This is a genomic window from Streptomyces sp. NBC_00569 (genome assembly GCF_036345255.1).
Taxonomy (GTDB): domain Bacteria; phylum Actinomycetota; class Actinomycetes; order Streptomycetales; family Streptomycetaceae; genus Streptomyces.
This window is the reverse complement of record NZ_CP107783.1, coordinates 6,936,687-6,958,425: the sequence shown is the minus strand read 5'-3', so window position 1 is coordinate 6,958,425 and position 21,739 is coordinate 6,936,687. Positions and strand designations below refer to the sequence as shown.

Genomic DNA, 21,739 nt, shown 5'->3' with positions numbered 1-21,739 from the left:
CGAGCGGGGAGGACGCGCCGGGCAGCCGGAACGGGGGTCAGGAAGGGAGGGGAGGGGAGGGATCCGGGTCAGCAGCCGGACTTGCCGGCGTACAGGGCGAGGGCCGTGTTCGACCCGAGCGTCGCCGTGAACTGGCCCGAACCGTTCACGCTCACCGTCTTGTTGCTCTGCACATCGCAGTACGTGCCCGCGGCGAGCGACGTCTGGTAGGTGCGGGTGAGCGCGGAGGACTCGTGGTTGATCGCGACGTAGCCCTTGCCGCCGCGGCCGAAGGCGATCGCGTCGGCGCCGTCGTCCCACCAGTCGGTGACGGACTGGCCGCGGGTGGCGTTGCGGAAGGCGACCATGGACTGGATCTCGGGCCAGGCGTGCTGGCACTTCCAGCCGTCCTGCCAGCAGGCGTTCACCGTGCCGCCGTTGGGCGGTCCGGCGTCCTTGTCGGTCCATTCGTAGCCGGAGTTGATGTCCGGCGATCCGTAGGGCCAGGCCAGCATGAAGACGTTCGCCAGGGTGTAGTCGGCGCCGTCCTTGTAGTTGAGGGTGTCGCCGCCGCGCTCGGTGTCGTGGTTGTCGACGAAGACGGCGGACTGCCCGGAGGCCATGTAGCCCCAGCCCTCGCCGTAGTTCTTGAGGTAGGCGAGGTTCTCGTTCTGGAAGACGCGCTTGAGGTCGCGGGCGTAGCGGAACTCCTGGACGTCGCCGGTGCCGAGGTACTCGCTGGGCGAGACCGCCTCACCGGCGCCGTAGATCGCCTCCTGCTTCCAGTAGGCGTTCGGGTTGCTGAGCCGCGACTTGATGTTGGCGAGGTCGGCGGCCGCGATGTGCTTGGCGGCGTCGATCCGGAACCCGTCGACGCCGAGCGAGAGGAGGTCGTTCATGTACGTGGCGATGCGGCCGCGCACGTACTCCTCGCCGGTGTCGAGGTCGGCGAGGCCGACGAGCTCGCACTCCTGGACGTTGAAGCGGTCCTGGTAGTTGCTGATCTGCGCGGTGCAGTTGTCCATGTCGGCGGCCGAGTAGGTGCCGGGGTAGTCGTACTTGGAGTACGCGGAGCCGCCGGTGCCGGTGCCGGAGCCGGCCGCCATGTGGTTGATCACGGTGTCGGCGACGACCTTGACGCCGGCCGCGTGGCAGGTGTCGACCATGTTCTTGAAGGCCGTACGGTCCCCGAGCCGCCCCGCGATCTTGTAGCTGACGGGCTGGTACGAGGTCCACCACTGGGAGCCCTGGATGTGCTCCTGGGGCGGTGAGACCTGGACGTATCCGTAGCCGGCGGGACCGAGCCGGGCGGAGCACTCCTTCGCCACCGAGTCGAACCGCCACTCGAAGAGGACGGCGGTGACGTCCTTGGTGCCGGGCGGGGCCGCCTGGGCCGTCCCGGCGGATCCGGCGGCCCCTATGAGGGTGCCGGCCGCGAGGGCGAGCGCGGCCGCCCGCGATCTGATAGCCATGTTTCCTCCTGCACGTCGGTGTGCTGATGAGGTGTCCCTGCCAATCGCAGGGGGCTGTGGGGGGATGCTCTCCCCGGCCGCGCGGGGGCCGGGGAGAGCGGTTCAGAACGTCAGACGGTCCACCACACGGTCGTGTCGGCGGGTACGACAGCGTGACCGTCACCGTGCTCGATGTCGTCGGCGGCCGAGCTGGCCAGCAGGACCCGGCCCGACACGCTCACGCGCACCGCGGCGGCCGTCGTGTTCGCGACGCAGACGAACGCCTCGCCGTCGCCGCGCGGCTCCCGCCGGAACGCGAGCACGCCCTCGGGCGCCGCCAGCCACTCGACGGAGTCGCCCGCCCCGAGCGCCGGGTGCGCGCGTCGCACGGCCAGCGCCGAGCGGTACATCTCCAGGGTCGAGCCGGGCACCCCGGTCTGCGCCTCCACGCTCAGCGCGCCCCAGCCCGCGGGCTGCGGCAGCCACGAGCCGCCCGCCCCGAACCCGTACGAGGGCCCGTCGACGGTCCACGGGATCGGCACCCGGCATCCGTCACGGAAGCCGTCCTGCCCGGCCGCGCGGAAGAACGACGGGTCCTGGCGCACCTCGTCGGGCAGGTCGACGACGTCGGGCAGGCCGAGCTCCTCGCCCTGGTAGACGTAAGCGGAGCCGGGCAGCGCCAGCATGAGCAGGGTCGCGGCGCGGGCGCGGCGCAGGCCGAGCGCCGGCTCCGCGGCGACGCGCTGCTGGGTGCCGAGGCCGGGCGGGTTGGCGTAGCGCGTGGTGTGCCGGGTGACGTCGTGGTTGGACAGGACCCAGGTGGCGGGGGCGCCGACGGGACGCATCGAGTCGAGCGAGCGGTCGATGATGTCGCGCAGCTCGGCCGCGTCCCAATAGGAGGACAGATACTGGAAGTTGAAGGCCTGGTGCAGCTCGTCGGGGCGTACGTAGCGCGCGGTGCGCTCGACGGTCGGCGTCCACGCCTCGGCGACGAAGATCCGCTCACCGGCGTACTCGTCGAGGATCAGGCGCCAGGCGCGGTAGATGTCGTGCACGCCGTCCTGGTCGAAGAACGGCATGACGTCGTTGCCGAGCAGCCTCAGCTGGTCGTGGGCGCCGAGGTCGGGCAGGCCCTCGGCCTTGACGAGGCCGTGCGCGACGTCGATGCGGAAGCCGTCGACGCCCATGTCGAGCCAGAACCGCAGGATGGAGCGGAACTCGTCGCCGACGGCGGGGTGTTCCCAGTTGAGGTCGGGCTGCTCGGGCGCGAAGAGGTGGAGGTACCACTCGCCGTCGGCGACGCGCGTCCAGGCGGGGCCACCGAAGATGGACTCCCAGTCGTTGGGCGGCAGTTCACCGCTGACGCCCTTGCCGGCCCGGAAGTGGTAGCGCTCGCGCAGCGGCGATCCGGGGCCTTCGGCGAGGGCCCGCTTGAACCACTCGTGCTGGTCGGACGAGTGGTTGGGCACGAGGTCGACGATGACGCGCAGGTCCAGGCCATGCGCGTCGCGGATCACGGCGTCCGCGTCGAGGAGGGAGCCGAACATCGGGTCCACGGCACGGTAGTCGGCGACGTCGTAGCCGGCGTCCGCCTGCGGGGACGCGTAGAACGGGCTGAGCCACACCGCGTCCACGCCGAGGTCCTTGAGGTGCGGGAGCCGGGCGCGGATGCCTTCGAGGTCGCCCATGCCGTCGGCGTTGCTGTCGGCGAAGCTGCGCGGATAGACCTGGTAGATCACCGCGTCGCGCCACCAGCCGGTGGACGCCTGCGCGGGAACGGAGGTCGAGGCGGAGGTCGTGGGGGCCTGCGCCGTGTCGGCAGTGTGCTGACTCATGGTGTCCTTGCTGCGTCAGGGGTTTGCGTGCGTGCGGGAGGCGGGCGGAGCGGCCGGGCTCAGCCCTTCGTGCCGCCCGCCGTGAGGCCGGTGACCAGGTTCCTCTGGACAAGGTAGAAGAACGCGGACACCGGAATGGCGATCAACACCGCAGTCGCCGCCATGTAGTTCCACTGCGCGTCGTGCTCGCTGACGAAGCTGCGCAGGCCCACGGCGAAGGTGTACTTCTCGTCGTCGAGCATGAACGTGGAGGCGAAGGCGACCTCGCCGAACGCGGTGATGAAGCTGTAGAACGCCGCGACCGCGAGGCCCGGTTTGGCCAGCGGGACGATGAGGCGGGCGAAGGTGCCGAAGGGCGAGAGCCCGTCGATGCGGCCGGCCTCGTCGATCTCGTACGGGATGGTGTCGAAGTAGCCCTTGAGGAGCCACGCGCAGTACGGCACCGCGGTCGAGCAGTACACGAGGATGAGCCCGCCGTACGTGTCGATCAGGCCGAGGTCGCCGAGGATCTCGTACATCGGCACGATCAGGACGGCGATCGGGAACGCCTGCGTGAGCAGCAGGATCCACATCAGCTTGCGGTGGCCGGGGAAGCGCATGCGCGAGACCGCGTAGCCGGTGGTGGCGGCGAACAGGACGCCGACGACCGTCGTGCCCAGGGACACGATCAGCGTGGACTCGAGCCACTTGAAGAAGTTGGTGTGTTCCAGGACGAACGAGTAGTTCGAGAACGTCGCCTTGTCGAGGATGCGCCCGGGGTGGAGGTAGTCGTCCTTGTCCGGGCCGAGCGACAGATAGACCAGCCAGGCGATCGGGAACAGGGCTATCAGGCTCGCGACGCTCAGCACGCCGTGCGAGAGGAACGTCGCGAGGCGGCTGCGTTCGCCGCGCCGGCGTGCCCGGCGGGGGCGGACGGCTTCGGTGACCGGCTGCGCGCCGGCCGCCGGGGTGTCGACGGTCGTGGTGCTCATGGAGGCGGCTCCTGCGGCGTCAGGCGAGCTGCTCATTGCGGTTCAGCCAGCGGTAGTAGAAGGAGGTGAAGACGGCGAGGAGCGACAGGAGCAGCACGCCGTACGCGGCGGACTGGGCGTAGTCGCGCGGCTGCTGGCCGAAGCCCAGGTAGTAGGCCCAGGTGACGAGGATCTGGGCGTCGGGCGCGGTGTTGCCGAACAGCAGGAAGATGACGTTGAACTGGTTGAACGTCCAGATGACGCCGAGCAGTACGACCGTGGAGCTGACCGACCTGAGGCCCGGCAGTGTGACGTTCCAGAAGCGCTGCCAGGGGCTCGCGCCGTCCATCTCCGCGGCCTCGTAGAGCACCGGGTCGATCGACTGGAGGCCGCCGAGCAGCGACACCATCATGAACGGCACTCCGCACCAGGTGTTGACCAGGACGGCGGCCGAGCGCTGGAAGAAGGTGTCCTCCAGCCACTGCGGCTGCGGCAGATGCAGCGAGCCGAGCACAGAGTTGATGATCCCGGAGTCCGAGAGCATGATCCGCCACGAGAACACGGTGACGAACGTCGGTACGGCCCACGGCAGGATGAGCAGCAGCCGGTAGAAGGTGCGTCCGCGCATCTTCTGGTTGAGGAGCATCGCGAGGCCGAGCCCGATGACGTAGTGCAGGGCGACGCAGAGCGCCGTCCACACGATCGTCCAGATGAAGTGCGACCAGAAGCGGTCGTAGGAGGTCGGGCCCCACAGGATGTCGGCGTAGTTGTCGAACCCGATGAACCGGTACGTGGCGTCGATGTGGTTGACGCCGATCGTGCGCGCCGAGTTGAGGCTGTCGGCGTCGGTGAGCGTCAGGTAGAAGCCCCGTACCAGGGGATAGATCACGAGGACCCCGAGCACGACGACGACCGGCGCGATCATCGCGTACGCGTACCAGTGCTTCTGGTACGAGCGCCGCAGGCGCCCGAACGGGCCGGGGCGCGGCGCGCGGCCGCCGCGCGTCTTGGCGGCCGTGCTGTCGACGGCGACTGTCATGGTTCGGCACCTTCTGGGGATCGGCTGCTCACTGCGTGCGGCGCGGCGCCGCCGGTTCCGCCCGCCCCCTCGCGGGCGGAACCGGCGGCAGCCGTCAAAGAGGGGTCACTTGCTGAAGTCGGGGACCAGCTTCACGTACGCGTTCTGCGCGTTGCCGATGCCCTTGTCCAGGGACTCCTTGCCGGTGGCGACCTTGGGCCACTCGGTGTCGAGCGGGGCCCACAGCGAGCTGTACTCGGGCAGTTCGGGGCGCGGCTGGGCGGCGGTGAGGACCTTCTGGTAGCCGGCGATGCCCGGGTCGGTGACGACCTTCGTGGTGTACGCGTCCTCACGCGTGGGCAGCGTCGAGTTCTTCAGGGCGATCTGCTCCTGCGTGGCCGCGGAGGTCATCCACTTCACGAACTTGAGCGAGGCCTCCTGGTGGGCCTTGTCCGAGCCGGCGTAGACCGCGAGGTTGTGGCCGCCGGTCGGGGCGCCCGCCTTGCCGGTGGAGCCGGCCGGGACGGTCGCGATGCCCAGGTTCTCCTTGTCCTTGAACGCGGAGCCCTTGTAGAAGTTGGTGATCTCCCACGGGCCCTGGATGATCGCGGCGACCTTGCCGTTCACGAACGCGTCCTGGATGTGGGCGTACGCGTCGGCGGTGGCGTCGGCCTTGTGCAGGCCCTTGCCGTCGAAGAGGCCCTGCCAGGCGGTGAGGCCCTTCTTGGCCTCCGGCGAACCGATGGTGATCTTCTTCGCGGAGGCGTCGACGGTGTCGCTGCCCTCGCCGTACAGGAACGGCATGGAGTAGTAGCCCTGCGTGGAGCCCCAGTAGCCATCGACGCCCGTCTTCGACTTGATCTTGGCGGCGTCGGCCTTCAGGTCGTCCCAGTTGGCGGGCGGCAGGTCGATGCCGGCCTTCTTGAAGAGGTCCTTGTTGTAGACGAGGGCCAGGGTGTCGGTGACCAGCGGCGCGCCGTAGGTCTTGCCCTCGAACTGGGCCTGCTTGATCAGGCTCGGCTGGAACTTGTCCTTGTCGGCGAGCGCCTCGGTGCCGTCGAGCGGCAGGAGGTAGCTCTTCTTCGCGAAGGCCGGCGTCCAGCCGACCTCGGCACGCAGCACGTCGGGGGCGCCCTTGGAGCCCGCGGCGGTGTCGAACTTGTTCTGCGCCTGGTCGAAGGGGACGTTGACGTATTTGACCTTGATGCCGGAGTTCGCCTTCTCGAACTTCTTGACCAGGGCCTTGTACGTCGGTGCCTCGTTGGTGGCGTTCGACGTGTCCCACCACGTGATGGTGACGGGCCCCGACGCCTTGTCGCTGCCGCTGTCGCTTCCGCCGCAGGCCGTCGCCGCGAGGGCGAGGGACGCCACCAGCGCGGTGGCCGCTATGCCACGCCGCATGAGATCTCCTAGAGGGTGAAAGCCCGAAGTGGTGGGAGACGGTCCCGTCCGTACCCCTTGCCGACTCGCCGACGCACCGTTGCCGCCGCCGGGCGACGTGAACGTAACAGCGTTGCAAGCGCGGCGAAAGACCTTGCAGAAAAATATTGCAAGGAGATCCAGTCGGTTATCGGTCCGTGACCTGCGCTCCGAGGCGTGCGGGCGCATTGACGGGCCTGACAGGCCACGGATGCCTTGTGCAAGAATCTGCAAGCTCTTGCTACACCGGGCCGACGCGGGGATCATCGGAACCCCATGGGCCCCACGCGAGCCACATGCCAGTCACACGAGGGAGCGCCATGACGCAGCAGTCCGCAGCGGGCCGTTCAACTGCCCGCACGCGGCGACCGGTTGACGGTGGGCAGTCCGACGCGCGACCGGTACAGTCCCATCCCGTGACCGCGCGACTGGCCGACATCGCAGCGCAGGCGGGGGTCAGCGAGGCGACGGTCAGCCGGGTGCTCAACGGCAAGCCGGGGGTGGCCGCTGCCACCCGCCAGTCCGTGCTTGCCGCGCTCGACGTCCTCGGCTACGAGCGGCCCGTGCGGCTGCGCCAGCGCTCCGCCGGACTGGTCGGCCTGATCACGCCGGAGCTGGAGAACCCCATATTCCCGGCGCTCGCCCAGGTCATCGGCCAGGCCCTGACCCGCCAGGGCTACACCCCGGTCCTCGCCACGCAGACCCCCGGCGGCTCCACCGAGGACGAGCTCACGGAGATGCTCGTCGACCGGGGGGTCTCCGGCATCATCTTCGTCTCCGGGCTGCACGCCGACACCTCGGCGGACATGCAGCGCTACGAGCAGCTGCGCGCGCAGGGCGTGCCGTTCGTGCTGGTCGACGGCTTCTCGCCGCAGGTGCAGGCACCTTTCATCTCGCCGGACGACCGGGCCGCGATGCAGCTCGCCGTCACCCACCTCGTCTCGCTGGGCCACACGCGGATCGGGCTCGCCCTGGGCCCGAAGCGGTTCGTGCCGGTCCAGCGGAAGATCGAGGGGTTCGTACGCACGATGCAGGACCTCCTGCCCCTGTCCCCGGAGGAGATCGAGCGCGATCTGGTGCAGCATTCGCTGTACACGCTGGAGGGTGGCCAGGCCGCTGCCACGGCGCTCATCGAGCGGGACTGCACGGCGATCGTGTGCGCCAGCGACATGATGGCCCTCGGCGCCATAAGGGCGGCACGGCAGCGGGGCCTCGACGTCCCGTCCGACGTCTCGGTGGTCGGCTTCGACGACTCCCCACTGATCGCCTTCACGGACCCGCCCCTGACCACGGTGCGCAAGCCGGTCCCGGCGATGGGCCAGGCGGCCGTCCGCACGCTCCTCGAGGAGATCGGCGGGACGCCCGCACCGCACAGCGAATTCGTCTTCATGCCCGAACTGGTGGTCCGCGGTTCAACTGCTTCGGCCCCAGGGGACCGTCTGGCGCGCCCCTAGGTAACCAGTCCTCCGCAGGACGTAGAGCGTGCGTACATGACCCACCCGGGGGATGATCGAGCGGGGGGTCGGTATCTGGCAGACTCTGTCTCTATGGGTGAATCGACCGTGACGACACTGGAAGGCCAGCAGGGGCCCACCACATCACCCATGGCGGATGACCGCCGCGATGGGCGGGGACCCCTCGGCCGTATACGCACACCGCGTCGCCCCAGGCTCTGGTTCGAGATCCTGCTGATCGCGGTGAGCTACTGGACGTACTCCCTGATCCGCAACGCCGTTCCGGAGCAGCGGTCGCAGGCTCTGAGGAACGCCGACTGGATCTGGCGCATGGAGCACCATCTCTCCATCGCTGTCGAGCAGAGCGTCAACCACGCCGTGAATTCGGTGACATGGCTCGTCGTCGGCATGAACTACTACTACGCGACACTGCACTTCATCGTCACGCTCGGTGTGCTCGTCTGGCTGTTCCGCTGCCATCCGGGCCGCTACGCGGGGGCCAGGACGGCGCTCTTCGCCACGACGGCGGTCGCCCTGGTCGGCTACTACCTGTACCCGCTCGCCCCGCCCCGCCTGATGAACGGCGGCCACTTCGTCGACACGGTCGCGGTCCACCACACCTGGGGCTCGATGGCGTCCGGCGACCTGAAACACATGTCGAACCAGTACGCGGCGATGCCGTCCATGCACATCGGCTGGTCCCTGTGGTGCGGCCTGACGATCTTCGCCCTGGCCTCGGCGCCGTGGGTGCGGGTCCTCGGACTCCTGTACCCGGCACTGACCCTGGTCGTCATCGTCTCGACCGCGAACCACTTCTGGCTGGACGCGGTGGGCGGCATGCTGTGCCTCGCGTTCGGCTTCACGGTGGCGCGGCTCTGGTACGGGGCGCTGCCCTACACCATGCCGCGCCTCGTGCCGGCGACAGCCACCTCCGCGGTCACGCCCCCCGGTACGTGACGTGACCGCCGACCGCCGTCAGGCGGACCGGCGCCTCGGCCACCTCGTCGGCCGGGGCCTCGACCGGGTCGATGCCGAACGCCGTGAGGTCGGCCCGCAGACCGGGGGCGATGCGCCCGGCGTCCTCACCCGCGGCCAGCGCCGCGTGTGACGTGCAGCCCTCCAGCGCCATGAGCCCCGTGAGCCCCTGAGCGGGCCCGGCGGCGCCCTCGGGGACCCGGGCCATGAACAGGACGCGGCGCACGTCGTAGTGCGCGATCGGCCAGTCCGAGCCCAGCGCGAGCACGGCGCCCGCGTCCCGCAGGTCCCTGATGCGCCAGGCGCGCGAGGCCCGGTCGGTGCCGAGGCGCTTCGACCACTCGTCGCCGTGGTCGCCGCGGGTGTACGCGGTGTGCGGCGGCTGCATCGACGCGGCGACGCCCAGCGCGGCGAACCGCGGGATCGTGTCGTCGGGGACCGTCTCGATGTGCTCGATCCGGTGCACGCCCCGGCCGCTCTCGCCCAGGGACTCGACGGTGTCCAGGACGTGCCGGACGGCGGCGTCCCCGATCGCGTGGGTCGCGGTGCCGACGCCCGCCGCGTGCAGGTACCGCACCGCGTCCGCGTACGCCTTCGGGTCCGGCCAGAACGCGTCGGTGCCCTGGCCGTGGCAGTCCGCGTGCTCCAGCCACGCGGTGCCGCCCTCGACGGTGCCGTCCATGAAGAACTTGACCCCGCCGACCCGCCAGTGCCGCCCGGCCTCGCGCTGGACGGCGATCAGCTCGTCCAGGCCGGCCCGGTCGACGCCCGGCATGCACCAGGGCGCGAGCCGCAGCCGCAGCGGCAGCACGGCCTCCGCCTCGACCGAGGCGAGCAGCTGCGGGACGTCACCGTGGCCGAGGTCCATGACGTGCGCACCGGTCAGGCCCGTGGCGGCCATGTCGGACAGCAGCGCGAGCAGCCCGGCACGGCGCTCGGCGAACGAGGGCCTCGGCATGACGGCGAGCATCAGGTCCATCGCGGCGTGCTCGACGAGGTGCCCGGTCGGGCGGCCGTCCGCGTCGCACACGATCTCGGCGCGCTGGACGAACTCGCGCGGTCCGGTGATCCCGGCCGCCGCGAGCGCCGCCCCGCTGGCCAGCGCGGAGTGCCCGTCGTAGAGGCGGACGAAGGCGGGCGCCCCGTCGAGGACGTCCTCGATCAGGCCTCGGTCGACGGCGCGGCCGCCGAACGCGTTGTGGTCGAGGCCCCACGCGACGACCCAGCCGTCGACGCGGGGTGCCGCGCGCAGGGCCGCCCGCAGCTCGTCCAGGCTCTGTACGCCGGACAGATCCGCTCCGGTCGCCATCTCCAGGCCCCACACCGGGTGGCTGTGCGCGTCCACCAGGCCGGGCACGAGGGTCGCGCCCGTGAGGTCGACACGTTCCGTGCCCGGTCCGCTCCAGTCGCGTACGACGTCCTCGGTGGCTCCCACGGCGGCGATCAGACCGTCGCGGACGGCCACGGCGGTCGCCTCGGGGAGCGCGGGGTCGAGGGTGCGGACGCGGGCGCCGGTGAGCAGGAGGTCGGCTGCGGGCATAGGGGTGAACTCCGTTCGGGGTGGGGCTGTGTTCCGGAGGGGCGGGCGCTGCGCTCTATGCGTCGGCGGGCGGTTCCGCCGCGAAGCGCTCGTACACGTCGGGCTTGGTGCGGCGCAGGCGCCGGGCGAGGCCGATGCCGAGGACGAAGACGGCGGGGGCCACGGCCATGAGGGCCATGTTGACCAGGGAGGACGCACCCGTGAAGAGGTCGAGGTGGGTGCAGACCAGCACGATGGCGATGCTGAGGAGCACCGTCGCCGCGATCGGCGCGACGACCGTGCGCAGCACGCCCTCCTCGTGGGTGATGCGGCGGAAGTAGAACGGCACGGCGATCGCGGCGAGCAGCTGGAGCGCCATCAGGCCGATCATGCCGGGGGTGTTCACCCACAGGAGCAGTTGCGCGTACGGGTCGGCGCCCGCGGCCCAGAAGGCGAGGACGACGGCCGCGCCGAGCACGGTCTGCGCGACGCCCGCGAGGTACGGGGAGCGGTGCTTGGCGTGGACCGCGCCGAACACCTTGGGCAGGACGCCCTCCTCGGCGAGCGCGAGCCCGTAGCGGTTGATCGCGTTGTGGAAGGCGAGGAGCGAGGCGAGGACGCTGGTCACGATCAGGATGTGCATCAGGTCTGCCGCCCAGCCGCCCACGAAGGTGGTGATGGCGGAGAAGAACAGGCCGGCCGGGTCGCTGCCCGCCGCCTGGACGACGTGGGCGTCACCGAATGCCTGGATGACGGTCCAGACGATGAACGCGTAGAACAGGCCGAGGAACGCGACCGCGATGTAGGTCGCGCGGCGCACCGTGCGGCCGGGGTCGCGGGCCTCGCGGCGGTAGATGACGGTCGACTCGAAGCCGGTGAACGCCGCGAAGGCGAAGGCCAGTACGGCGGCGGTGCCGGGGACGAGCACGTTGCCCGGCGCGAAGGACGCGGCGGACAGGCCGTGCGCGCCGCCCTTGAGGAGCACGCCGCCCGCGAGCAGGACGAGGATGCCGGTCTCGGCGCAGAGCAGGACGCCGAGGAGTTTGGCCCCGAAGTCGATGGACCGGAAGCCGCCGTACCAGATGAGCACGAGCCCCGCGAGGGACACGGGCAGCCAGGGGATGTCGACGCCGAAGAGGGCGTGCAGGGTGTCCTGCGTGGCGGTGCCGAGCAGGCCGTAGACGCCGATCTCCATGCCGTTGTAGCCGACCATGGCGAGCAGGGCGGCGCCGATGCCGACGGAGCGGCCGAGGCCGCGTGTGATGTACGCGTAGAAGGCGCCGGCGCTGCGCACGTGGCGGCTCATCGTGGTGAAGCCGACGGCGAAGACGGCGAGCGTCAGACCGGCGAGGAGGTAGCCGACGGGGGCGCCGATGCCTCCGAGCGCGATGGCGAACGGGGCGACGCCCGCCATGACGGTGAGCGGGGCGGCGGCGGAGACGACGAAGAAGGCGATGTCGGCGGTGCCGAGGGTACCGGCGCGCAGGGTGGGCTCCGCGGCGGCCGCGGTCGCGCTGTTCTGCGTCTGTGGTGAGGTTACGGGCATGGGGAGGGAAGCCCTTCTGGCGGCGGGGGACGGGGGTCCCGGAGGCGTCGTCCCGGTGGCCGGGAAGCGAAACCTAAAGGCTTTCGGTTTCGGCAATGTAGCCTCCCTTCGGGCATACGGGAAGACCTCAGATTCGGAGAGCGCACGATGGGACGGCCGAGCAAGCCACTGCTGGACAGGGAGCGGATCACCACGATCGCGCTCGAACTCGTCGACGAGAAAGGCGACTTCAGCGTTCCGCGGATCGCCGCGAGGCTCGGGGTCCAGACGGGATCCGTGTATCACCATGTGGACGGCCGGGACGGGATCGTGGAACTGCTGCGCGAGCGGGTCGCCGCCGCGATCGACCCCGCGACGCTCGCCCGCGACGAGCGGCCGTGGGCCGAGGCGCTCGCGGACTGGGCCCGCTCCTACCGGGCCGCCTTCGCCGCCCACCCCAAGGCGATCCCGCTGCTCACGACGTCACCCGTGCGGGCCCAGCGCGTCCTCGACCAGTACGAGCTCGCGGCCGGACTCCTGCTGGACGCCGGGTTCGCCCTGCCGGACGTGATGCCGGTGATCATCGGCCTGGAGAACGTCGTACTCGGCTCCGCCCTGGACATGGCGGCGCCGGAGGCGATGTGGGAACTGGCCGACGAGACGGCGACGCCGCGGCTGGCGGCGGCCCTGGCCGCGATGGGCGCGGGCCGCGCCGACGCGGCGTTCGAACTGGCACTGACCGGGTTCCTCGCCCACGTGTCCACGCTGCGGAGGTGACCCACGGGGGCTACGCCCCGTAGAAGCGCTCCTCCATCACCGCGCGCGCCCTCCGCGTCATGCGGCGGTAGTCCTCCAGCATGTCGCCGACGTGGCCGGGGTCGTAGCCCAAGTACCGCCCCACCGCCGCGAGCTCACGCCCGTCGGACGGGAACGTGTCGCCCGGACGGCCGCGCACCAGCATGACCGCGCCGCGCACCCGGGACGCGAGGACCCACGCCTCGTCGAGAATCGCCGCCTCCTCACCCGGGATCAGCTCCGCCGCGCACGCCGCGGCGAGCGCCTCACGGGTGCGGGTCGTGCGCAGCCCCGGCTCCGCCCACCCCTGCTGGAGCTGGAGGAGCTGGACCGTCCACTCGACGTCGGAGAGCCCGCCGCGGCCCAGCTTCGTGTGCAGCGTCGGGTCCGCGCCGCGCGGCAGCCGCTCGGACTCCATCCGCGCCTTGAGCCGCCGGATCTCGCGCACGGCGTCCTCGCCGAGCCCCTCGGCCGGGAACCGCAGCGGGTCGATGAGGTCGATGAAGCGCCGCCCCAGGTCCAGGTCGCCCGCGACCGGTTCGGCCCGCAGGAGCGCCTGCGACTCCCACACCAGGGACCATCGCCGGTAGTACGCCTCATAGGACTTGAGGGTGCGCACGACCGGACCCGACTTGCCCTCGGGCCGCAGGTCCGCGTCGATGAGGAGCGGCGGATCCGCGCTCGGCAGGGCGAGCAGCCGCCGCATCTCGGACACGACGCGGTTCGCGGCCTTCGCCGCCTCCTGGTCGTCGACGCCCTCGCGCGGCTCGTGCACGAACAGCACGTCGGCGTCCGACCCGTAGCCGAGCTCGTGTCCGCCGAACCGCCCCATGGCGATGACGCAGAACCGGGTGGGCAGCTCGTCCCCCCACCCCTCGCGCACGACGGCCCGCAGCGTCCCGGCGAGGGTCGCGGCCGTGATGTCGGAGACCGCGCCGCCGACGCGGTCCACCAGGGCGCCCTGGTCGGCCTCGGCGGGCGTGTCCTCGGTGCCGTACGAGGCGATGATGTCGGCGGCCGACGTACGGAACAGCTCACGCCGCCGCACGCCGCGGGCCGCGGCGACCGCCTGCTCGGCGCCGTCCGCGCGCCCGACCGCGGCGAGCACCTCCTGCTCCAGCTGGGCGTGCCCGCGCGGTTCGAGGCCCCGCTGGTCGCCGAGGAGGGCGACGGCCTCCGGCGCGCGCATCAGCAGATCGGGCGCGAGCCGCCCGGCCGAGAGCACGCGGGCGAGGTTCTCCGCGGCCGCGCCCTCGTCCCGCAGCAGGCGCAGGTACCAGGGCGTCTTGCCCAGCGCGTCGGACACCTTGCGGAAGTTGAGCAGCCCGGCGTCCGGGTCGGCGGAGTCGGCGAACCAGCCGAGGAGCACCGGGAGCAGCGTCCGCTGGATCGCCGCCTTGCGGGTCACGCCGGACGCCAGCGCCTCCAGGTGCCTCAGCGCGGCACTCGGGTCGTGGTAGCCGAGGGCGACGAGCCGTTCGCGTGCCGCCTCGGTGCTCAACCTGGTCTCGCCGGAGGCGAGTTGCGCCACGGCGTCGAGCAGCGGCCGGTAGAAGAGCTTCTCGTGCAGGCGCCGCACGACCGAGGTGTGGCGCCGCCAGGCCCGGTGGAGTTCGGTGATCGGCTCGGTCCGCATCCCCATGGAGCGCCCGGTGCGCCGCAGGTCCGCGTCGCCCTCGGGGACGAGGTGCGTACGCCTCAGCCTGTAGAGCTGGATGCGGTGTTCGAGGGTGCGCAGGAAGCGGTAGGCGTCGTCGAGCTGGACCGCGTCGACCCGCCCCACGTACCCGCCGTCGGCGAGGGCGGCCAGCGCGTCCAGAGTGGTGCCGCTGCGCAGCGAGAGGTCGGCCCTGCCATGCACCAACTGCAGCAGCTGTACGGCGAATTCGACGTCCCGGAGCCCGCCGGGCCCCAGCTTCAGCTCCCGGTCGACCTCACCTGCGGGGATGTTCTCGACGACGCGCTTGCGCATCCTCTGCACGTCGGGCACGAAGTTCTCGCGCTCGGCGGCCTGCCAGACGAGGGGCGAGAGCGTCCTGACGTACGCGTCGCCGAGTTCGAGGTCACCGGCGACCGGCCGCGCCTTGAGCAGCGCCTGGAACTCCCAGGTCTTGGCCCACCGCTGGTAGTAGGCGAGATGCGAGGAGAGCGTCCGCACGAGGGGGCCGTTGCGCCCCTCGGGGCGCAGGTTGGCGTCGACGGGCCAGATCGTGCCTTCGACGGTCGTGTCGGAGCAGATCCGCATCATGTGCGAGGCGAGCCGGGTCGCGGCCTGGATCGCCTTGCCCTCGTCGGCGCCCTCCACGGCCTCGCCCACGAAGATGACGTCCACGTCGGAGACGTAGTTGAGTTCGTGGCCGCCGCACTTGCCCATCGCGATGACCGCGAGCCGGCACAGCGCGGCGTCGCCCGGCGCGTCCGCCTGCGCCATGGCGAGGGCCGCACGCAGGGTGGCCGTGGCCAGGTCGGCGAGTTCGGCGGCGGTCTGGGCGATGTCGGTCGTCCCGCACACGTCGCGGGCGGCGATCGACAGGAGGCAGCGCCGGTAGGCGACCCGCAGGGAGTTCGGGTCGCCGGCGTCCGCGAGGCCCCGCTCGAACTCCTCCACACCGGGGTGCAGGTCGGACGGCTCGTAGGTGACGAGGGCCTGCCAGTCCAGCGGGTGCCGGGCCAGGTGGTCGGCGAGCGCCTCGGACGCGCCGAGGACGCCGAGGAGCCGGTCGCGCAGGGGCTTGGCCGTGATGAGCGTGTCGAGGAGCTCCCGGCGCTCGGGGTCACCGGCCTGCGCCTCGACGAGCCGGACGAGCCCGAGGAGGGCCAGATCGGGGTCGGCGGTGGCGCCGAGGGCGTCGAGGAGCAGCGGGTCGGAGCGCACGGCGGAGAGGTCCGGCACGTCGAGGAGCCGCTCGGCGGCGGAGGGATCCGTGAAACCGTGCCGCAGCAGCCGCGTGAACGTACTGCTCCTGCGCCCTTGCGGCACCGACATCGAACGGCCTCCTGTTCGTTCACGCACTGGTCCAGAGCCTAAGGCTTCGCCGGTGAGTTCCGCCCGCGTGCGGGGTCTGCCCTTTGACGGGAGCATCGGGAGAGCGGGGGGCGGATCATGACGAATGCGGAACCTCTGGCTCAGGGCCTTTCGTGTGGAACGGACGAGCCCGGCCCGTTCCACACGAAAGGCCCTGAGTTGACGGCCGGTGCTCCGTACGGCCGGACGGGCGGCGGCGCTTCGCGCGGCCGGCACACGCTCACGTCCGAGAACGCAGTCGAAAACCGCAGCCGGAAAGGGAGCACCCATGGACTGGACCCTCGAAGTGGTCGTCGTGCCCGTGTCGGACGTCGACCGGGCGAAGGACTTCTACACGAACGGGCTCGGCTTCAAGGTCGACGTGGACCAGGTCGTCACGGAGGGCGTCCGTATCGTGCAGCTGACGCCGCCCGGGTCGCGCTGTTCGATCGCCCTGGAGCAGGGCCTGCCGGGCGCGCCGGGGCAGCGGGCGATGCTGCCGGGGTCGCTGACCGGCATCCAGATGTGCGTGACGGACATCGACGCGGCACGGGCCGAGCTGCTGGAACGGGGCGTGGACGTGAGCCCGGTGCAGCACGTGGGCGCCAAGGGCTGGGAGGACGGGCCCGGTGACGTGTGGAACTCGTTCATGTTCTTCGCCGACCCGGACGGCAACGGCTGGACGGTGCAGCAGGCGCCGGCCCCACTCTCGGAGCGCTGAGGGTTCACCCGCCCTTCACATGTGCGTGGGACAGGGGCATCTTGGCGTGTGCATGCTCTAGCCGCACCGCCGCCGTCTCTCCCCCCACCGGAGGTCTCACGTGCTTGGCAGATCACTGTTCCGACGCGGCCGCACCGCGGCGCTCGCGTCGGCCTTCGCCCTGACCGCCGCCGCGGTCGCGCTCTGGTCCGGTGTGGGCGGCTCGTCCGCGCAGGCCGCGGCGGGCGTCCCCACCCCGGACCACACCGTGGTCGTGGTCTTCGAGAACCACGCCTACAACCAGGTGATCGGCTCCTCCAGCGCCCCGTACATCAACAGCCTCAAGACGAACGGCGCCGGCCTCTCGGCCTCGTACGCGCTGACGCACCCGAGCCAGCCGAACTACTTCGCGCTGTTCTCGGGCGCCACCCAGGGCATCACGGACGACAGCTGCTACACGCCCGGCTTCTCCTCGCAGCCCAACCTGGCCTCCGAGCTGATCGCCGCCGGCAAGACCTGGGGCAGCTACAACGAGGGCCTGCCGAGCCAGGGTTCGACCACCTGCTCGTCCGGCGACTACGCGCGCAAGCACAACCCGTGGTTCGGGTTCAGCAACGTCCCCACCTCCACGGCGAAGACGTTCGCGCAGTTCCCCTCGGACTACTCGACGCTCCCCCAGGTCTCCTTCGTGGTCCCCGACCTGTGCAGCGACATGCACGACTGCTCGGTGTCGACCGGTGACACCTGGCTGAAGAACAACCTTTCCGCCTACGCGACCTGGGCGAAGACGCACAACAGCCTGCTCGTCGTCACCTTCGACGAGGACAACCGCCTGGCCGGCAACAAGATCCCGACGGTCCTCTACGGCCAGCAGGTCACCCCGGGCGCCACCTCGGCGACCACCTACAACCACTACGACGTCCTGCGCACGATCGAGGACATGCACGGCCTCCCGCACGCGGGCAACGCGGCGTCGGGCAAGGACATCACGGGCATCTGGACGTCCTGACATGTACGTAGCGGACAGCCGCGCCGCGGCGTCCGCGGAACCCGCCGCCCGGCCACCGGCCGGGCGGCGCGGCACCGCGATCGCCCCCACGGTCCTGGCCCTCGGCTCGGTCAGCCTGATCACCGACGTCTCCTCCGAGATGGTCACGGCCGTCCTGCCGCTCTACCTCGTCGCGGGACTCGGTCTCTCCCCCCTCGGCTTCGGCCTCCTGGACGGCGTCTACAACGGCTTCTCGGCGCTGGTGCGCCTCGTCGGCGGCCACTTCGCGGACCGGGGAGGCGGCCGCCACAAGAGTGTCGCCCTGTTCGGCTACGGGCTGTCGGCGCTCTGCAAGCCCCTGCTCCTGCTGGCCGCCACTCTGCCCACCATCGGCATGGTCCTGGCGGCCGACCGCACCGGGAAGGGGCTGCGCACGGCTCCGCGGGACGCCCTGATCTCCCTGAGCAGCACCCCGGCCACCCGCGGCAGGGCCTTCGGCGTGCACCGGGCGATGGACACGACGGGCGCCCTCCTCGGCCCCCTCGCCGCCTTCCTGATCCTGCGCGCGACGACGGACGGCTACGACGCGGTCTTCACCGTCAGCTTCTGCGTCGCGGCACTGGGCGTACTGGTCCTGCTGCTCTTCGTCCCCCGCCGGCACGGAGCCGAGCAGGTGACCGCCGAGGACAGCCGCCCCGCACCCGCGCTGGAGACCGCCGAGGACAGCCGCCCCGCACCCGCGCTCCCCACCTTCCGGTCCGCGCTCGCTCTCCTGCGCCGCCGCGAAGTGCGCCGCACCACGGTCTGCGCCCTGCTCCTCGGCCTCGCCACGGTCAGCGACTCCTTCATCTACCTGCTTCTCCAGCGCCGCCTGGGCGTCCCCGACCAGTGGTTCGCGCTGCTCCCCCTGGGCACGGCGGCCGCGTTCCTGCTCCTGGCGGCGCCCCTGGGGCGGCTCGCGGACCGCCTCGGCAGCTGGCGCGTGTTCCTCGCCGGCCACGCCGCGCTCCTCGCCGCGTACGGCCTGCTGCTCTCCCCGTGGCACGGCTCCGCCCTGCCGTACGCGGTCCTGGCGCTGCACGGCTGCTTCTACGCGGCGACGGACGGCGTCCTGATGGCGGCGGCCTCCACCGCCATCCCCCAGGAACTGCGCTCGTCGGGGCTCGCCGTCGTCCAGACCGGCCAGGCGCTGGCGCGCTTCGTCTGCTCGATCGGCTTCGGCGCCGCCTGGACGGCGTGGGGCGACCGCACCGCTCTGGGCGCGGCCACGGTCGCGCTGGCGGCGGGCGCGGCGGTGGCGTACGCCTTCCGGCCCACAGCTCCCACCCCCGCGGAGGTAGTACCCGCATGACGACACGTAACAGGCTGCTCGTTCTCGTCGCCGTGGTCATCGCCCTGGCGGCCGTCGCGACCGCCTCGGTCCGGCACGCGGCGGCGCGCGCCGACCGCAGGAACGAGGCGCACGCGGGCGGCCCGATGGTCACGGCGGGCCGGGTGACCCTGCCGGCCGAGGCCAGCGGGGCTCCCCGCCACCTCGTCTTCCGCAACATGGCGTGGGGCCCCCACCGGGACGAGCTCACCACGGTCCCGGCGGGCCGCCCGGACGCGCCCCGCACCGCGTCGGGCGTCAAGTGCCTGCGGTTCTACGCCGCTTCGGGCACGGCCGTCTGCCTGCGGGCCGAACGGGGCGCGATGCAGGACACGTACACGGCGCACGTCCTGGACGCGCGGCTCAAGGAGAAGGCCCACTACGCGCTGCCGGGCATCCCGTCCCGCGCCCGCGTGTCGCCGAGCGGGCGGTACGCGGCGTGGACGGTGTTCGTGGGCGGCGACAGTTACGCGGGCACGAACTTCTCGACGCGCGCGGCGATCGTGGACACCCGCACGGGTCACCTCACGCCGACGCTCGAGGACTTCCGGGTCGTCAAGGACGGCCGGACCTACCGCGCGGCGGACATCAACTTCTGGGGCATCACGTTCGCGGCGGACGACCGCCACTTCTACGCGACGCTCGCGACGCACGGGAAGACCTACCTCGTACGGGGCGATCTGCGCACCCGGACGCTGACCACCGTCCACCAGAACGTCGAGTGCCCGTCCCTCTCCCCCGACGGCACCCGCATCGCGTACAAGAAGCGCGTGAAGGGCCTTTCCGTGGACGCCCCTTGGCGGCTGTACGTACTCGACCTGCGCACGCTCCACGAGACGCCTCTGGCGGAGACGCGCAGCGTCGACGACCAGGCGGTCTGGAGCGACGCACACACGCTCACGTACGCGCTGCCCGGCGACTACGGCGCGGACCTCTACACCGTCCCGGCGGACGGCACAGGCGCTCCGCACCGCCTCACAAAGGCCGCGGTGTCACCGGCGTACCTGTGACGGGCCGCGATCCGGAACCGCGCATACAGGTGGCAGGCGGGCCCACGACCCGCAAGGCTGGGGCGATGGACATGACCCTGGAAGTGATTCAACTGCCCGTCTCGGACCTGGACCGGGCGAAGGACTTCTACACGAACAAGGTCGGATTCGGCGTCGACGTGGACCGCGAGGTGATGCCGGGCGTCCGGATCGTCCAGCTCACCCCGCCCGGCTCCGGCTGTTCGGTGACACTCGCCGAGGGCGTCCCGAACCCCACGGGCACCCCGCAGCCGGGCACATACCACGGCCTGCAGCTCGTGGTCGCGGACATCAAGGCGGCCCACGCGGAACTGACGGCGCGTGGCCTCGACGTGTCGGAGCCCCAGCAGTACGCGCCGGACGACGGCGGCACGTTCATGTACTTCACCGACCCGGACGGCAACGGCTGGGCGATCCAGGAGTACCGCAAGCGTGCCACGCAGCCGCTGCACGAGCTGCTGAGCGAACAGCACCGGGGCTGACCCGGCTCACGGCTCCGGGATCAGCCGCACCACCGTCACGACCAGGATCGACCCGGAGACGTAGTACCGGACGATGACGCCGCGCACGGTCGCCTCCCTGCGGTCCGCCCACCGGCCGATGGGGAGGGACCCGTGTCCGTACGGGTCGACGCCGAGGGTGCGTTCCAGCTCCGCCCTGAACGGCACGGGTCCCGCCATCTTCGCGAGGGTGTCGTCGGCGGGCGGCGCGTACGCGATGCGGTGGCGGCGACGATGACGATGGCTCACGCGGCTCCGGCCCTCTCCGCTTCCTCGCGGGCGAGCCGGTCCATGATGGCGTCGGCGGCCGGGTCGGGCACGGCCTCCAGCATCCAGTGGCGCATCACGGCGTGGATCTCGTGCACCCCGGCCGCGTTGATCTCCCGGTCGAACTCGTCGCGCCGGTTCTCCGGCAGGGCCTCGCGGATGGCGGGGATGCTGTTGGGCACCTCGACCTCGACCCCGTCGACGAGGGTCTTGAGCGGCTCGGCCATGATGCGCTCCCTTCTCGCTCCCCGACCACGGTAGCGACCGGCACAACGCCAAAGGGGCGGGACACGTCACGCGCCCCGCTCCGGTCCAAGTGCCTTACAGCACCGGCAGGTTCTTCCACAGCTCGAACGCGGTCGCCTCGGAGCGGTACTCAACTCCTCCCAGCTGACATCTGCTTGCGCAGGCGAGGGTCGGAGTCCGGCATTTGGCCGCGTGCTTTGACCTGGGCATAGAAGTCGTTTCTGAGGCCCAGGTGGCGATGGGTGAGTGCGTTTCGGGGGGCGCCGACTTCCTGGGCGAGGGTGACGATCGTCAGAGCTCCGTCGCAGTTCTGAGGCTCCGCCGGGCTGCGGGTCACCGCCTTTCGGCGGCCGGGAATAGGCCGCCGGATAGGCCGGCGCCCAGTCCGCGACCAATGGCCCAATGCCCTCCATGATGCGAATGTGCCATTCTTCATTGCATCTCCGGTCACATATATGGCATCGCTTTTACAGACGGCAGAGCCGGTCGGCCGGCTGATCGAACCGGTAAAGCGGAGGTATAATCGCCGCACAAGAAGATCTCGGATGACAGGGCGGTCGCGCCCGCGACGCGATCAAGAGCCGGAGCGCATGTCATTCCACGTCCGAACCGTACCCACGAGGACGTGTGACGAACTGCCGTCTGGCCGTAGGAGGGGTGCCCGACATCGGGGCCGACCCCTTTGGAAACGGTTTTCCGCTGTGCGAACGAGCGGCT

At 71.2% G+C, this 21,739-nt stretch carries 18 protein-coding genes; 8 read left to right on the top strand and 10 right to left on the bottom strand.

From position 1 onward, the window contains the following. Nucleotides 1-68: 68 nt before the first annotated feature. From OHO83_RS31265 to OHO83_RS31245, 5 genes are all read right to left on the bottom strand, one after another. Nucleotides 69-1,451, bottom strand: a complete 1,383-nt coding sequence (locus tag OHO83_RS31265; protein WP_266669860.1) for an alpha-amylase — start codon at nt 1,449-1,451, stop codon at nt 69-71. Nucleotides 1,452-1,561: 110 nt separating this feature from the next. Then, nucleotides 1,562-3,265 (bottom strand): glycoside hydrolase family 13 protein, encoded by a 1,704-nt coding sequence (locus OHO83_RS31260; protein ID WP_266669862.1) that lies wholly within the window; start codon nt 3,263-3,265, stop codon nt 1,562-1,564. 59 nt (nt 3,266-3,324) lie between these two features. Next, nucleotides 3,325-4,236 (bottom strand): sugar ABC transporter permease, encoded by a 912-nt coding sequence (locus OHO83_RS31255; RefSeq protein ID WP_266669864.1) that lies wholly within the window; start codon nt 4,234-4,236, stop codon nt 3,325-3,327. Between the two features lie 19 nt (nt 4,237-4,255). Further along, a complete protein-coding gene (locus tag OHO83_RS31250; protein ID WP_266669866.1) occupies nt 4,256-5,254 on the bottom strand; it encodes a carbohydrate ABC transporter permease in 999 nt (332 codons plus the stop codon). A 105-nt stretch (nt 5,255-5,359) separates the two neighbouring features. Beyond that, nucleotides 5,360-6,634, bottom strand: a complete 1,275-nt coding sequence (locus OHO83_RS31245) for an extracellular solute-binding protein (protein WP_266669868.1) — start codon at nt 6,632-6,634, stop codon at nt 5,360-5,362. A gap of 434 nt (nt 6,635-7,068) precedes the next feature. On the opposite strand from OHO83_RS31245, the gene OHO83_RS31240 reads away from it, so the two are divergent. Together OHO83_RS31240 and OHO83_RS31235 are read left to right on the top strand one after the other, a co-directional pair. Further along, nucleotides 7,069-8,106 carry a LacI family DNA-binding transcriptional regulator gene (locus OHO83_RS31240; protein WP_266669870.1) on the top strand — a complete coding sequence of 346 codons (1,038 nt, stop codon included), beginning with the start codon at nt 7,069-7,071 and terminating at the stop codon, nt 8,104-8,106. 93 nt (nt 8,107-8,199) lie between these two features. Next, on the top strand, nt 8,200-9,063 hold the full coding sequence (locus tag OHO83_RS31235; RefSeq protein ID WP_266669872.1) for a phosphatase PAP2 family protein: 864 nt from the start codon (nt 8,200-8,202) through the stop codon (nt 9,061-9,063). On the opposite strand, the gene OHO83_RS31230 is transcribed toward OHO83_RS31235, so the two are convergent. Then, a complete protein-coding gene (locus OHO83_RS31230; protein WP_330280059.1) occupies nt 9,044-10,621 on the bottom strand; it encodes an amidohydrolase in 1,578 nt (525 codons plus the stop codon). The two genes, OHO83_RS31235 and OHO83_RS31230, sit on opposite strands and share 20 nt — an antisense overlap. Before the next feature lie 55 nt (nt 10,622-10,676). Continuing rightward, entirely contained in the window at nt 10,677-12,146 is a 1,470-nt protein-coding gene (locus tag OHO83_RS31225; protein ID WP_330280058.1) for an APC family permease, read from the bottom strand. Between the two features lie 147 nt (nt 12,147-12,293). Here OHO83_RS31225 and OHO83_RS31220 point away from each other — a divergent pair, with 147 nt between their 5' ends. Continuing rightward, a complete protein-coding gene (locus tag OHO83_RS31220; protein ID WP_266669878.1) occupies nt 12,294-12,902 on the top strand; it encodes a TetR/AcrR family transcriptional regulator in 609 nt (202 codons plus the stop codon). A gap of 10 nt (nt 12,903-12,912) precedes the next feature. Here OHO83_RS31220 and OHO83_RS31215 read toward each other — a convergent pair whose 3' ends face one another. Then, entirely contained in the window at nt 12,913-15,906 is a 2,994-nt protein-coding gene (locus tag OHO83_RS31215; RefSeq protein ID WP_329435498.1) for a bifunctional [glutamine synthetase] adenylyltransferase/[glutamine synthetase]-adenylyl-L-tyrosine phosphorylase, read from the bottom strand. Nucleotides 15,907-16,213: 307 nt separating this feature from the next. Between OHO83_RS31215 and OHO83_RS31210 the strand changes: the two genes are divergently transcribed. The 5 genes from OHO83_RS31210 (at nt 16,214) to OHO83_RS31190 (ending at nt 20,491) form a co-directional block, all read left to right on the top strand. Next, nucleotides 16,214-16,645: a VOC family protein gene (locus tag OHO83_RS31210; RefSeq protein WP_329435496.1), complete on the top strand. Its 432-nt coding sequence runs from the start codon at nt 16,214-16,216 to the stop codon at nt 16,643-16,645. A 100-nt stretch (nt 16,646-16,745) separates the two neighbouring features. Then, complete coding sequence (locus tag OHO83_RS31205) at nt 16,746-17,633, top strand: alkaline phosphatase family protein (protein WP_266669885.1); 888 nt, start codon at nt 16,746-16,748, stop codon at nt 17,631-17,633. Nucleotide 17,634: 1 nt separating this feature from the next. Continuing rightward, on the top strand, nt 17,635-18,963 hold the full coding sequence (locus OHO83_RS31200) for an MFS transporter (RefSeq protein WP_329435495.1): 1,329 nt from the start codon (nt 17,635-17,637) through the stop codon (nt 18,961-18,963). Next, nucleotides 18,960-19,991: a TolB family protein gene (locus tag OHO83_RS31195; protein WP_330280057.1), complete on the top strand. Its 1,032-nt coding sequence runs from the start codon at nt 18,960-18,962 to the stop codon at nt 19,989-19,991. Before OHO83_RS31200 ends, OHO83_RS31195 begins: the two co-directional genes overlap by 4 nt. Nucleotides 19,992-20,056: 65 nt before the next feature. Then, complete coding sequence (locus tag OHO83_RS31190; protein ID WP_266669891.1) at nt 20,057-20,491, top strand: VOC family protein; 435 nt, start codon at nt 20,057-20,059, stop codon at nt 20,489-20,491. 6 nt (nt 20,492-20,497) lie between these two features. Here OHO83_RS31190 and OHO83_RS31185 read toward each other — a convergent pair whose 3' ends face one another. Both OHO83_RS31185 and OHO83_RS31180 read right to left on the bottom strand, forming a co-directional pair. Beyond that, a complete protein-coding gene (locus OHO83_RS31185) occupies nt 20,498-20,689 on the bottom strand; it encodes a hypothetical protein (RefSeq protein ID WP_100592578.1) in 192 nt (63 codons plus the stop codon). Nucleotides 20,690-20,754: 65 nt separating this feature from the next. Then, entirely contained in the window at nt 20,755-21,003 is a 249-nt protein-coding gene (locus tag OHO83_RS31180) for a hypothetical protein (protein WP_266669893.1), read from the bottom strand. Between the last annotated feature and the right edge of the window lie 736 nt (nt 21,004-21,739).